The 13,991-nt window shown below is 47.1% G+C and carries 10 protein-coding genes and 1 pseudogene; 3 read left to right on the top strand and 8 right to left on the bottom strand.

Annotation, left to right across the window (positions count from 1 at the left end; translation table 11 throughout):
- Window positions 1–4 precede the first annotated feature (4 nt).
- The 3 genes from MUK70_RS08320 to MUK70_RS08330 form a co-directional block, all read right to left on the bottom strand.
- Window positions 5–1,039 carry a chemotaxis protein CheB gene (locus MUK70_RS08320; RefSeq protein WP_234655913.1) on the bottom strand — a complete coding sequence of 345 codons (1,035 nt, stop codon included), beginning with the start codon at window positions 1,037–1,039 and terminating at the stop codon, window positions 5–7.
- 303 nt (window positions 1,040–1,342) lie between these two features.
- A complete protein-coding gene (locus MUK70_RS08325; RefSeq protein ID WP_374759722.1) occupies window positions 1,343–2,638 on the bottom strand; it encodes an alpha/beta fold hydrolase in 1,296 nt (431 codons plus the stop codon).
- A 134-nt stretch (window positions 2,639–2,772) separates the two neighbouring features.
- Window positions 2,773–3,360, bottom strand: coding sequence for a Crp/Fnr family transcriptional regulator (locus MUK70_RS08330; RefSeq protein WP_234655911.1), 588 nt, complete (start codon window positions 3,358–3,360; stop codon window positions 2,773–2,775).
- A gap of 166 nt (window positions 3,361–3,526) precedes the next feature.
- Here MUK70_RS08330 and MUK70_RS08335 point away from each other — a divergent pair, with 166 nt between their 5' ends.
- The 3 genes from MUK70_RS08335 to MUK70_RS08345 all read left to right on the top strand — a co-directional run bounded on the left by MUK70_RS08335 (window position 3,527) and on the right by MUK70_RS08345 (window position 6,850).
- A complete protein-coding gene (locus MUK70_RS08335; protein WP_234655910.1) occupies window positions 3,527–4,594 on the top strand; it encodes an SDR family oxidoreductase in 1,068 nt (355 codons plus the stop codon).
- Window positions 4,595–5,120: 526 nt separating this feature from the next.
- Window positions 5,121–5,858 (top strand): alpha/beta fold hydrolase, encoded by a 738-nt coding sequence (locus MUK70_RS08340; RefSeq protein WP_234655909.1) that lies wholly within the window; start codon window positions 5,121–5,123, stop codon window positions 5,856–5,858.
- Between the two features lie 77 nt (window positions 5,859–5,935).
- Window positions 5,936–6,850 carry a helix-turn-helix domain-containing protein gene (locus tag MUK70_RS08345; protein ID WP_234655908.1) on the top strand — a complete coding sequence of 305 codons (915 nt, stop codon included), beginning with the start codon at window positions 5,936–5,938 and terminating at the stop codon, window positions 6,848–6,850.
- A 96-nt stretch (window positions 6,851–6,946) separates the two neighbouring features.
- Here the strand turns inward: MUK70_RS08345 and MUK70_RS08350 are convergent, their stop codons facing one another.
- The 5 genes and pseudogenes from MUK70_RS08350 to MUK70_RS08370 all read right to left on the bottom strand — a co-directional run bounded on the left by MUK70_RS08350 (window position 6,947) and on the right by MUK70_RS08370 (window position 13,988).
- A complete protein-coding gene (locus MUK70_RS08350) occupies window positions 6,947–8,992 on the bottom strand; it encodes an arylsulfatase (protein ID WP_234655907.1) in 2,046 nt (681 codons plus the stop codon).
- Entirely contained in the window at window positions 8,989–9,207 is a 219-nt protein-coding gene (locus MUK70_RS08355; protein WP_234655906.1) for a hypothetical protein, read from the bottom strand. The genes MUK70_RS08350 and MUK70_RS08355 overlap by 4 nt, the downstream gene beginning before the upstream one ends.
- A 127-nt stretch (window positions 9,208–9,334) precedes the next feature.
- Window positions 9,335–10,741 carry a sulfatase family protein gene (locus tag MUK70_RS08360; RefSeq protein ID WP_234655905.1) on the bottom strand — a complete coding sequence of 469 codons (1,407 nt, stop codon included), beginning with the start codon at window positions 10,739–10,741 and terminating at the stop codon, window positions 9,335–9,337.
- Window positions 10,742–10,922: 181 nt separating this feature from the next.
- Window positions 10,923–12,394 (bottom strand): annotated as a pseudogene (locus MUK70_RS08365) (sulfatase family protein).
- Between the two features lie 61 nt (window positions 12,395–12,455).
- A complete protein-coding gene (locus MUK70_RS08370; RefSeq protein ID WP_234655903.1) occupies window positions 12,456–13,988 on the bottom strand; it encodes a RagB/SusD family nutrient uptake outer membrane protein in 1,533 nt (510 codons plus the stop codon).
- Window positions 13,989–13,991 lie beyond the last annotated feature (3 nt).

Consider the following 13,991-nt stretch of genomic DNA (forward strand, 5'->3'; position numbering starts at 1 on the left):
TAACTCAATTTTTGTCTTGGTTCACGGCAAGCTCATCGGTGCCCAATTGCGTTTGCAGCATTACGGCTTGCCGCACAAGTTCTGACCGTTGCTGGGCCAGTTGAGCCTTCTGAAAATATTGCGCCGCGAGCCTTTTGTGGTTCGCTTCGGCAAAATGATCCCCTATATGATTAAGCAGAAGCATACTTTCGTCCACACCCCGGATAGCACTGTAAAGGCTATCTTCAATCTTTTCCGTAATGGCATCCAGCAGCGCATCAGCTGAATACGCGTGGCCCGTATGACAACGGAACCGGCTAATGTTGCCATCTTTTAATAAAGTAAGCACGCCGTGACATTCCGGGCATGCATAAGGGCTTAGTTGCCCGTATTGAAAAATATTGATGCCCGCCGCAGTGTCTTCGGCCGCTATCTTGATTTCCGTTTTTGTTTTGTCATCTTCCTGCATGGTCGCCTGGATTTTTTCACCGGCAGGCTTGCCAGCTAGCTTGGTCAATAAGGGCCCTATTTCGGCCAACGGGACAACATAGTTAACAGCTACCTGGCTAATTGCACTTTCAGGCATTGAGGATACTTCCGAGTCATCCGGATCTTGCACGACGGCTACACCGCCGCGATATTTAATACTCCATAATCCTGCCGTGCCGTCATCAAGGGCGCCCGACAGCACTACACCGATTACCCGGTTTCCGTATGCATAAGCAGCTGAACGGAAAAGGGGGTCAACTGCCGGTCGAAAGCGGTTTTCTTTCGGACCGCGCGTCACGCGGATATGCCCTTGTTCCAGCAGCATATGGTGGTCTGGCGGGGCAACGTAGATACGGTTCATAATAATCGGCTCGCCATCCACAGCATGGGCAGCGGGAATTGTGCTGATCTTGCTTAATACCTGTGGAAGCACGCCCCGAATAGTCGGAGCCATATGCCAAACAATGAAAATAGCCGCATCCAGATCAGGCGGCAAAACTGAAACAATTTTTTTCAATGCCTCAAATCCGCCAGCGGACGCCCCTATAACTATGATATTCTGTTTATCCATCCAATTATTTTATTATCTTAATTGATGTTCTATAAGTGTTAAGGTAGGTAAAATCCCTAACTACTTGGCTAACCATGCATGAAACTGAATTTTAGCAATGTTCAAACATCATATATCTAAACCATCAGATTGCGCTCCATTAATAATGCATATTATTTTCAATGCTCGTTGTTGAAGGGGCAAATTTTTTAGCGGAAATCAGCCATGTCAACTTCGGCCGGGTTTAATCTCGCAGCAGGCAAACGCCTACCTCGTCAAACCACTTGACATTACCGGGTGGCGTTTTTATTTTGAAAACCTCAGCTATGGCTGTTGCTTAATGCGATCGATAAAAGAAATGATGGGTGGCAGTAACTTCTCGTTTAGCCGAAGATCAGGGTTATTATATGTCTGCAAATTCTCAATAGTGTTGATGCTTGACTTTTTCAACACATGATTCATATCATCGATAAGCACCAATTTGCAAGATGGCAGAGCTTCTGCTAATTTCTTTGCCTGATCCTCGCCAGTCTGTAAATCTGTAAGGCCCTGGACAATTAAAGTGGGCACTGAAACCTGTTTAATGATTTGGGTTGGATCATAAGCAATCCAGGAAATCAGGTATGGTTGAACATTAGGCCTGAAAACTCCTGATAATGTCGTATTTGAAATATTATCTGTAATCTTCCCTGCTTTAAGACCAGCCAATATCGTATTTGCTGTCTGGAAAGTTGAGTCAGGCAAATTCTTACGCAATTGTCGTCTTAATAATACATCTGCTGGCTCGGCCTGTCCATTGAGAATAATGAGTCCGGCAGGTTTGAGCTCCCGCGCAACAATCATAGCCAGCAATGCGCCTTCACTATGACCAAGCAAGACAATCCTTTTAAATCTTTTGTCACCCATAAGATCACGTGTAATCGAAGCCAGATCTTTTGCGTAATCATCAAACCGAAGGTCTTTCTCACTGATTCCGGCTTTTTGACTTTCACCAACACCCCTCTTGTCATAACGAACTGTGGCAAAACCTTTTTCTGCTAAACCTGCACTCACCATTTGCAGTGAATTATTGGCGGCAAGATTCTGATTTCCATTTCGGTCCGTTGGGCCGGAACCAGCAACAATTATTATTAATGTCTCATGAATTCCAGACTTGGGTAGCGCTAATGTCCCTTTTAATGTTAGATCAGGTCGGGTGAAACTAATGTCGACCTCTTCAAAATGGGCGTTTGATGATTTTCTTGCAGGCTCCGAATAGGGTGTGAAAGTGAATATGCCGATCTTTTGATTTACATCAAGGGAGATTGTTAAAAGTAAAGGAGCCTTAGAAAAACTTGCCTTAAAGTATGCCATCGAATCTTTGATTGAGAGCATCCGTGTTGAATCCAGATTGCCAAACTGGGACCTTATTTGTGTAAAAACCGATTGCAGTCGACTTGGGCTTAAAATGCGTTGCGTATTTGGAGACAGCATTGAAAAGACACTATCCGGCTTGTCATTATTGAAATGTCCTTGAAATTGATGCACTATTCGCTCCGGGAACGATGCCTTTATTTGTGCCGAAGTTTTCAGGCAGATAGCTATCGCAAATATCACCGCAAGCAAAAGTGAAGCTTTCATCAGTATATAATATTAGATATTGAGAACATCTTGACATCGTAAATTATGTCGGCAGTGGCAATAAAGCAAGGCCAGGGGCCAGAAGGAGAAAGAAGAAGGCGCGTTAACTAATAATTGAAGAAATTTATCGCGAATCAACTATTATTTCTTAGCGCAAGATTCTTTTTAATGCGGCTTAGTGTCTCTGGCGCTAAGCCAAGGTAGGAAGCAATCAAATTTTGGGGAACCCGTTGGATGATTTGCGGTTGCGCCTGCGCAAGTCTTAGATATTGTTCTTCCGCAGTGTAGGTGATCGAATTCATCAGCCGACGCTCCTTTGTGACAATGCTGTTCTGATAAAGTATCCTGAAATACCTATCCATGATCGGAACCGCAAGCGTGAGTGACTCATAATCCGACCTTGAAATGAGTAGCAATTCGGAGTTTTCAATGGCGTCGATATTAAATACTGCTGGGTGTCCTGTCAAAAAACTGTTAAAATCCGACAGCCACCAACCTTCCCAGCCGAACACACTCATATGTTCGTTGCCCTTGTCGTCTATATTGTAGGTTCGAAGCAAACCCTTGGCTACGAATGCCATGTTTTTACAAAGGTCGCCTTCCTGCAATAAATACTGCCTCTTTCTCAATTTCCTGGGCACAAAGAAAGTCTTGATCACCTCTTTGTCTGAATCAGAGAGCGCGACTTTTTCTTCAATATGGTTAAAAAGAACCTCGAACATATCTTATCAAATCCTATGAATTATAAATATAGTTCCGCATGCCTAAATAGGTCACTGTGAAATGAGCGCAAAACTTGATCCAGATCAAGTGTATGGGTTAACACAGGTCAAGAGTTGTTCGGTTTGCGCTGGGTAATTTTGCATTCGAATCATTCACAAATATAAAATGACAAATATTGCATTGGTAGTCGGCTCAACCGGCATTACCGGAAGTAACCTGGCAGAGAACCTCATTTTGAAAGGTTGGACAACTTATGGCCTGGCTCGAAATCCCCGGACCGACGTTGCCGGACTGACGCCCATCGCGGCTAATCTGCTGGATATAAACGATCTCTCCGACAAGCTACGGGACATTGCGCCTACACACGTTTTCTTCACAACCTGGATGCGCAACGAAACGGAAGCTGAGAATATCCGGGTCAACAGCGCGCTGGTCCGCAATCTGCTCGACACATTGTCCGCCAAGCAAACAGTGAAGCATGTTGCGTTGGTGACAGGTTTGAAACACTATCTCGGCCCCTTTGACGCTTACGCAAAGGCAGGTACGTTGCCCGAAACGCCTGTTCGCGAAGAGCATCCGCGATTGGATATCGAAAACTTTTACTATGCCCAGGAAGACGAGGTTTATGCTGCCGCTGATCGCGATGGTTTTACATGGAGCATTCACAGACCACACACCGTAATCGGACACGCCGTTGGTAACCTGATGAATATGGGATCAACCTTGGCTGTATATGCTTCGATTTGCAAAGAAACAGGCAGACCTTTCCGTTTTCCTGGTTCGGCAGCGCAGTGGGAAGGCATTTCGGATGTGACAGATGCGCAAATATTGGCGGAACAAATGATATGGGCCGCAGTAACTGATGCGGCTTACAACGAGGCATTCAACATTGCCAATGGAGATGTATTTCGCTGGAAATGGCTTTGGAAGCAAATAGCTGACTGGTTTGGGATTGAGCCTGTCGGGTTTGACACGACGATTCATCCCCTTGAAACAGAAATGAAAGGCTACGATGTACTTTGGCAGGAAATTGCGGCCAAGTATCAACTCAAAGAACCGGCGCTCAGCCGCATTTCGAATGCGTGGCATACTGATCTCGACCTGGGCCGTCCACTGGAAGTGATGACTGATATGTCTAAAAGCCGCAAACTTGGCTTTGCGGTATACAAAGATACGCGCGATTCATTTTTTGGGTTGTTCGGGAAGCTCCGTGCAGAAAATTTGATTCCATAGTGCCATCAATCTTCGGAACTGCATTCATTTACGAACTTGCTAAGTGCAGTTCCGAAAATTCAGTGGGAGTACATTGGGGATAATCATTGCTATTGCTTTGTCACTTCAAGTTGGTAAACCGATCTCAATCCGCAAGCCAATCGAAAGTTGTTTTTGATCGGTTCTGGTGAGTAAAATTTGCAGATCTTCGAACTCACCGGATTACTCACCCAAAATTTGTAGAAAATTGAATATTTTGGGATAAGCCGGAAAAGAAAAAGCCTGCTAATCTGCTGATTTGCAGGCTTTTGATGCTTTTTCTTATTTTTGATGTTCCTCTCGCTTCCAAATTTTATCATCAATTGCACCATCTAAGTTTTATCTATGTATTAGCTGTTGTTACTCCATTTCACCTTTGAAAATGTTGATCCAGCAGCCAATGGCCCGACATGATATTTTGTTACAACAAAGGCAGATTTGGTTAGTAATGCCAGCTGGCCACTTCCCAATTTTGTAGCCTCAATCAACTACATCAATGGGACATTTCATGAAAAAACTGATTTTCATTTTAAGCATCGCCTTTTCTTCGCTCGCCTACGGACAGCAGCAGCATGCCCGTACATTTCTTTTCGTTCCGGGGGCATGGGACGGCGGCTGGGATTACGCAAAAGTGGATTCCATCTTAACTGCCAATGGGGACAGAGTTTACCGCCCGACGCTCACCGGCCTTGGCGAAAGGGTGCACCTGTCCAGACCCGGCATCAACTTGACTACTTACATTAATGACATCCTGAACCTGATCAGGTTTGAGAATCTCCATAATGTAATTCTCGTGGGGCATAGTTATGGGGGCATGGTCATTTCCGGTGTGGCCGAGCGGGTTCCCGATCGAATCAGGCAGCTGGTTTATCTGGATGCGATGGTTCCCAATAATGGCGAAAGCGCAAAAGATATCTGTGGAGACCTTTGGGGACCCATGATCAAGGACAGCGTGTTTGTTTACCCTTTCGGATTCACAAAGGCAGTGCCGCCCGGCGATGTGCCGCAACCGCTGGGTACTTTTACCGAACCTATTCAGATTGGCAATCCACTGGTCAAAAAAATTCCGGCTGTTTTTATATTAATGACCAAGGAGGGCAAGAGCAGTCCTGAACATGACAAAATGGGGTTATTGCGAGCCAAGGCCAGGAATTGGAAAATATTTACTTTTGAAGGCGGTCATTATTCAATGAGGGAGCAACCGGAGAATCTGGTTAAAAAACTGAAAGAGGTAACGCAGCCATAGAGGCGATTGGCACGTTATCGGGAAAGAGGATCTATGATTTTGGGCCAATTTACAGACATTTATCAGTAACTTAGGACATGCAAAACAAGGTGATCCACAGGTTAAAAACGATCAGTGAATACCATAAGGTCATGGGACTTCCCAAGCCAGAACATCCGCTTATCAGTGTGATCGATTACGGCTCCGTTCAACTGCAGTGCATGGCCAACAAGAGTTACGTATTTGACTTTTATTCTATCCTTCTCGACCGGGATTTTAAGGGCAACATGAAGTACGGGCAGCAGTCCGGACTCTTTGAGGAAGGTGTAATGTTTTTCATGCTCCCCGGTCAAGTTTTTGAAGTGGATGCCTATGGTAAAGAAATCAACCGATCAGGCTGGCTACTGCTTATCCATCCCGATTTCCTTTGGAAGACAGCACTGGCAAAGACGATTAAGAACTATGATTATTTTAACTATTCCGTTAATGAGGCTTTGTTCTTAACGGATAAGGAAGAAAAGTCCGTCCTTGCCATCATGGAAAATATGGCCCAGGAATATCGCAATAACATTGATAAGTTCAGCGGCCCTGTGATCATCGCGCAGCTCGAACTGCTGTTGACCTATGCAGACAGGTTTTACCAGAGGCAGTTTATCACCCGTAAAATTTCCGGGCACTCGATCCTTGACCGCCTGGAATCTATGCTGGATCAGTATTTCAAAAGCGGGAAGCTGACAGTGGACGGAATGCCTACGGTGCAATACGTGGCGGCATCATTGAATTTGTCCGCTGGCTACCTAAGTGGCTTATTGAAGACATTAACAGGAAAGAGTACCCAGCATTACATACAGGACAAGTTAATCGAACATGCCAAAATACAATTGTCCATGACGGATCAATCTGTGAGCGAAATTGCATATGGCCTGGGTTTTGAACATCCCCAGTCATTCAGCAGGCTCTTCAAGGCAAAGACCAGCTTATCGCCTTTGGATTTCAGAGCAAGTTTTAATTGACTATACACGGCTTTTACTGAGTAAGGTTTTGAAAGCAAATAGCACAAGTTGCATTGACAGGTTACTGCCTCAACTTGTGCCATATGCTAAATCAAATTACAGTTTTTCAATCACCACATCTTTCAATTCACCAGTGAAGTTGAACGGAGCTTTATAAGCCGGTGTCACCGTAGTACCTACGTCCCGGCCAACTTCCAAACCTTCATAACCGCTGGCTGCCGTGGCCACTGTGCCCAGGTTCAGCGTTCCAACTTTTTCGTTGTTGATAAACAAAGTTACTGCTTTGTCTTTCTTGTCATTACCATACAAAACCTCCGCCTTCAACGTGATTTCTCCTGCCGGTACCGGCTTGTCCGATGTAATTTCGCGCACTTCCCCTTCTGAGTTATACGCAAAAACCAGCTTCTTGTCTTTCACATACAAGCTCAATCCTGACAGCGTATTCCCAAAGGATACTAACACACCTTCCGCACCTTTTGCAGGGATAATAGCCCGGGCCGAAATCGAGTAAGAGGAAGTGCCAAACCGGAAAGCCGACGCATTGGTATAACTTGCCTCAGGATACAGGGTTACCTTTGTTTTTCCATCATAAATACTCTGGTTTGCTGTTTCCCATTTGTCTTTTAATGGATATACATTGTACTTCCAGGCTTCTTTGTCAAATACCTCCGCCAGTTCTTTTACCTTATCAGGATACTTGTCTGCCAGATCGTTCAGCTCATTGAAATCTTCTTTGAGGTTGTATAAATGCCATTTTTCTTCACTTTCAGGAATTCGTTTGGAGCGGTCGCGCGGGAAGGACGCTTTCCAGCCGTCTTTGTAAATGGCATAAGATCCTGTCATTTCGTGGTACTGCACCGTGTGGCGCTCCGCTGCATTCTTATTGGCAGCATCAATGGAATATGCAAGACTTACACCTTCCACCGGCTCCTGTTTGTATCCGTTGATCACGTTTGGAACTTTCGCCCCGGCCAGTTCGAGCGTAGTTGGAAGGACATCGTTTACGTGTGAATACTGGTGACGAATACCGCCTTTGTCTTTTATTTTATTTGGATAAAAAAGGATCAGCGGATCGTGTGTGCCACCCTCGAAGTTCCCGTAGCTTTTATAATAACGGAAAGGCGTGTTGGTAGCAGCGGCCCAGCCATCGGGGTAAAGAACGGATGAATTTTCTGTTCCCAGCAGGTCGAGATTTTTTACATACCTGGCTACGGTTTGTTCCTCCGTTTCATTTGTTTTATTAGCTAAAAAGCGTCCGATCTCTCGCCCGGCGCCCTCTGCCCCATTGTCCCCGACAAGTACCACCACCAATGTATTATCCAGCTCACCAATCTGCTCAATGTGGTTGATAATGCGCCCGATCTCATGATCTGTATGCGAAACAAAAGCCGCATAAACTTCAATGTACCTTTCAAAAAGCTTCTTCTCATCCCCGGAAAGTGCATCCCAGTCCTTCACGCCGGGATTCTTCGGTGCCGGTTTAATGTTCGCTGGGACTACACCAAGTGCTTTCTGATTTTTCAAAACCGTTTCCTTGTACTTATCCCAGCCCGCACTGAACTTGCCTTTGTATTTGTCAATCCATTCTTTACTCACCTGAATAGGCGCATGCACTGCACCGGGCGCGAAGTAGAGGAAGAAAGGTTTATCAGGAGCCGCGGACTTTTGACCAGAAATGTAGCGAATAGCTTCATTGGCGAGCAGTTCAGTCACGTGCCTGCCTTTTGGATCCTCCGGCTCGCGCTGGGTATCGCGGTACAGGGTTGGGTGCCACTGGTCTGTCGCAGCTACCTCGGGCGCAAATCCGAAATAATGGTCAAAACCCCGCCCGGTTGGCCACCGGTTGAACGGCCCCGCCTGCGTGGCGTCGGACGGATGCGTAAGGTGATATTTGCCTACCGCAAAGGTATTATAGCCATTTTCCCTCAAAATTTCTCCCACCGTCGCTTTTTCAAAAGGAAGGTAGCCGTCGTATCCGGGTGTATTGTACGAATTGCTTGCAAAGAAGCCAAAATGGACAGAATGCTGGTTTCTTCCCGTCAGCAACGCGGCGCGGGTTGGTGCACAGAATGCTGTAGTATGGAAATTGGTATAGCGCAAACCTTGCTTGGCAAGCCGGTCTATATTGGGTGTTTCTATCAACCCGCCAAATGCAGAAATCGCCCGTAACCAATGTCATCAATCTGGATCCACACAATATTAGGTGCGCCAGCAGGAGCCTTGGGATTGATTTTCGGTGCTGCCTCTGTGGTGGTTTCGATAGTCTTGCCAATTTTCCCTTCAAAAGCCGACGTAGGACTATGCTGCCCCAACACAGTATTTCCGAAAAGTACAGCCACAAAAAATGAAACACGCATTCCAGTGCTAAACAGTTTTTTCAATTCAATAAATATTAAGTAAGTACAAACCAAAAAAAGCTAACAGGCAGGAGGCTAATCGCTAACAGCTAATGGCCAAAAGCCGCTGCCGATTGCCGAAAGCCAGTTACGGCGCAATCGGCAACGGCAAATAATCCCTGTTCACAATCATCCATTCCTGCAAGCGGCTTTTCAGCTCGTGTTCAATCTGCTTTGCTTCCGGCTTTCCGGCCAGGTTATTTGTTTCAAATGGATCTTTCTCTTCGTCGTAAAGCTCAAACATCTGGCGGCGATCGGCGAAAAGGAGTTTATCGAATGGTTCAGCCAATGTGCCTTCTGCATGTTTTTGCTTCAAATCCAGCCAGAAAGGCTGTCCTGCGAAATCAACTGGATGGTAAGGTATCTGCCAGATTGCATTGTAGATGAGCTTGTATTTTTTGTTAAAAATCGTCCTGCCGAGATCAAAGTTGGAAGAATTGGTAGGTAAACCCTGACCATGCGCGCCACGTACTGCGAAGATGTGATCATGCCCGGCAAACTGCGGATTACTAAATGCAGGCGCAAGGTTTTGGCCGGTAATCTCTTTCGGCACAGGCAAGCCGGCTACCGACAGAAAAGTAGGCGCAATGTCAATTCCCGAAACCAATGCATCGCTCGTCTGCCCTGCCTTTATAAGCCCTGGGTAGCGGATAATCAGCGGAACGTGAATCCCCAGATCGTACAAAGTACCCTTCCCGCGAAGCAATGCACCGCCATTGTCGCCGATGAAAACAACGAGTGTGTTCTGATCCAACCCGCGTTTTTTGAGATCCTCTAAAACCCGGCCCACATCACTGTCGAGCCGCTGGATCTCGCCAAGGTAAGCGGCGAAATCTTCACGCAGCAATTTGGTATCAGGCCAATGCGCAGGAACCGAGATTTTGGCAGGATCAGGTTCAAAATTTTTGGCATTAAAAAGCCGGTGCGGATCGCTGTATCCAACCTGCACAAAGAAGGGCTTTCCCTTCGGAGCCTGGTCCAGAAATTCGGTGTACTGCTGAAAGATCGTATCCCTGTTGCCAGATGCTTTCAGGTAATCAACCCGGTTTTTAAAGGTTTCCAGGTTGTATTTTTCAAGTACCGCAACTGTCTCCGGTACTCTCCGGTTTCCATCAAGGTGAAAACTTCTGCCGAGAATGCCTGTGTGGTATCCACCTTTTCTGAGCAGCTCGGGATAGGAAGTCACCGAAGCATCCAGCGGCGCAGAAAACCGTGTCATCTGAATGTCCAGCGTATTCCTTCCCGTCATAATAGCTGCCCTCGACAAAACACATTGTGGCGCGGTGGTATAAGCCTTTTTAAAAATAATCCCTTCCGCCGCAAGCTTATCAATATTCGGCGTCTTGATCTCAGGATAACCATAGCACCCTAAAAACGGAGCACTATGATCATCAGAAACAATCAAAATAATGTTAGGCTGCCGGCTCTTCTTCGCCTGCGCCAAGGCAGTGAAGTGCAGCAAAACCAGCGCAAAAAGTGTTACAAATCGTATCATGTAGTATAGAAAATTTAAGGTTATAGCGCTTCGACTGCGCTCAGCGTGACAAGTCATTAAGGTTCGTTCCAAAGTGGCTCATTCACTCATTCACTCATTCAAAGTTCAAAGTTCACCGTTCCACGGCGGATCATTCCCCGTTCCACGGCGGATCATTCAGTCATTCAAAATTCAAAATCCCTCACGGCACCACCTCTCTCTTCGGCCTCACATACTTCCCATTTTCGTCCAGCGGACGGGGATCTGCGTAGTCCGGATTGGTGTATCCTACTGCCTGCTCCTGTTTGGTCAGCTCGCCTTGCAGCTGCGTTTTCAGCTTTTCGCCTTCTTTTGTGTTGAAGAGATTTTTGGATTCACTTGGGTCACTGCTGAGGTCGTATAATTCCGACCAGCCTTCTTCGCCAGGGTACAGGATCAGCTTGCTTTTTTCTGTCCGGATCGCTTTGATCGTGGGAGTCTGGTTGTTTCGCTCATAGAAATATTCATAGAGGAATGAAGTCCGCCAGTCTTTGGCTTTGTCCTCTATAAGTGGAACCCAGCTTTTACCCTGAAACGATTTGGGCGCAGCAACTCCCGCCAGGTCAGCAATGAAGGCGCGGCATCCAGGTTGAGGACGATTTTATCTATTTTTTTACCTTTTGGAAAACGGGCGGGATAGCGGACCAGCAGCGGGATGCGGATAGACTCTTCATAAGCCGCGCGCTTGTCGCCCAAACCGTGCTCACCAAAGAAAAAGCCATTGTCACTTGAAAAAATGATGACGGTGTTCTCGTCCAGCTTCAAAGAGTCGAGCGTTTTTAAAATACGCCCCACATTTTCATCAACTCCTTTTAATGCACCGAAATACCCTCTGATCCGCTGCTCGTTGTTTGCTGTCCACGAGCCGCCTTTGGCCTGGGCTGCATTCGCATTGTTATTGTTATTTGGTCTTCCGGTTTCGATCTGACCTTTGTAAGGAAACACCGCAGCCTGATTGCCCGGCTCCGTTAGATTTACATTCGCATAGGTGTCCGTATGGCGCACTGGTGGCTGAAAAGGCCCGTGCCCCGACTTGAATGCGAGTGTTACCAGGAAAGTCTTGTTCTTATTTTCACGTATATAGCTGATCGCGTTCGTCGTAGATACGTCATCAACCCAGCCCTGACTTGGCTGGGCTATGCCATTGATCTCTATGGGGCAATCGAAATACTTCCCTTGTCCTACAAAACTGGCTGAATAGTCGAATCCGGGCCGCTTTCCGGTTTCATTCCCCATGTGCCATTTCCCAAAAAACGCAGTGGCATAGCCTGCTTTACGGAGCTCGGTGGCGTAAGTTACAGTCGTGTCAGAAAGGCCTGTGTGGTTATTGGCAATCCCATTTAGATGATTGTAACGGCTATTGAGCAGTGTCGAGCGGCTTGGCGAGCAAAGCGAATTGATCACAAATGCATTGCGGAAGCGCACTCCTTCATGGGCCAGGCGGTCCAAATTTGGCGTTGAAAACCAGGGAAAGCGCACTTTGTCACCTTGCTCCTGCTGCACCACACTCAACGCATCAAAACGCTGATCATCCGTGTAAATGAAGATAATATTAGGCTTGGAAGGCACCTGCGCACGGGCAGAAAGCGCGAAGGCAATAACTGCGGTGGAAAGAATCGTTTTGAGTTTCATCATTTTTATCGATTTAGTAAAGTTGCGGGTTGAACAATAAGGATGGACAAAAGCCAATAGCCGATCACCATCCCGGGTTCTGTTTTCCCTGCAACTTTGGATTATTGTCAATTTCCTGCTGCGGGATCGGGTATAGATAATGTTTAGGTTGTACGTTGTTTTTCCCAGCTGCTTTCAAGGATTTGATCAGGTATGCATCCGGGCCTGTGAGCGGTTTGTAACGGATCAGGTCAAACCAGCGCGAGTATTCGAACACAAATTCCAGGCGGCGGTCAATGCGCAGCGAGTCGCGGAACTGCGCCTGGGTAAGTCCGGGTGTGAGGTTGGCCAAACCGGCGCGTCGGCGTACCTTATTGTAGGAGGTATACGCCGTAGCAGTTGGACCTTCCTGCTCGTTAACTGCCTCCGCGTGGATCAGCAGCACATCCGAAAACCTCAGAATGGGCACATTCGCAGCCGATTGACCAAGGTTACCAGCCTGCGCCGGGTCCCACCATTTATTGAAATGCGGGTTGGGTTTAATCTGTCCGGTTGCAGGATCTTTTACCGTCAGCTGGTAAGTCTGTCCGTTAGCGGGACTGATAATGGAAGTGATAAAGCTCACATCCCGGCGTTTGTCTTTGGCGGAATAAAGCTCGTAGATGCCTGGCATCGGCTGTTCGGCAAAGTTTCCATTCAAACCCGGGATACCCGTTGGTGCCGAGCGCATGGCCTGGTTATTCCCGTGAGAATCTGCATTGGCCTCAAACTGAGCGGAGAAGATATGCTCGATCCCGTTTTTGTTTGCCGGTAAAAATACCTGTGCATAGTCTGCAAAGAGCCCGTATCCAAATGTCCCGTTAATCACCTCCGCCGACTTGGCGATTGCATTGGCATAATCATACCGTGTAAGGTACACCTTCGCCAGCAGCGACCGTGCCGCCCCGCCGGTTGCCCGGCCCGCATCTGCCGCAGTATACTTTGCCCCTGAAGCTCCGAATGTATCATTTGGAAGGCCGTGCGCGTCGGTAAGATCCTGAATGATCTGTTGGTAAACCTGCTCTGCCGGGGTTCTTTCCACATACAATGCTTCCGGGCTTAGGGACGTGGTTTCATGTATAACCAGCGGCACGTCACCATAAAGGCGAACCAGGTTGAAATAATACAATGCACGCAAAAACTTTGCTTCCAGCACCAGCCGGTTTCTCAGGGCAGCATCCATTTCCACGGCCGGGATTTTGTCAATGGCGATATTTGCGCGGTTGATCGCATCATAATGCTGCTGCCATATTTCCCGCACACGCAGCCCGGTGGATGAATGCGAAAGCACCGACTGTGACCGCACATCCGCATTGGTAGCACCCGGCCCCGGCTGTACGTCATCGCTCATCATATCCATTCCCGTGGAAAAAAGGATGTGATAGGGAGTCTGCCCGGTAGCATTGAGGCGAAAGTAAATGGCATTCACCGCAGCAATCGCGTCGGCCTGAGTTTTAAAGAACTGATCAGTAGAGATGAACGATTTCGGGACTTCATCAAGATCAACGCAGGATGTAATTGCAAGCTGAATCAGTCCGGAAAGCAAAACTAATTTGAAAGTATTGGAATATTTTTTCATGAT

Origin of the sequence: Dyadobacter chenwenxiniae, from assembly GCF_022869785.1 — a bacterium.
Lineage (GTDB): Bacteria > Bacteroidota > Bacteroidia > Cytophagales > Spirosomataceae > Dyadobacter > Dyadobacter chenwenxiniae.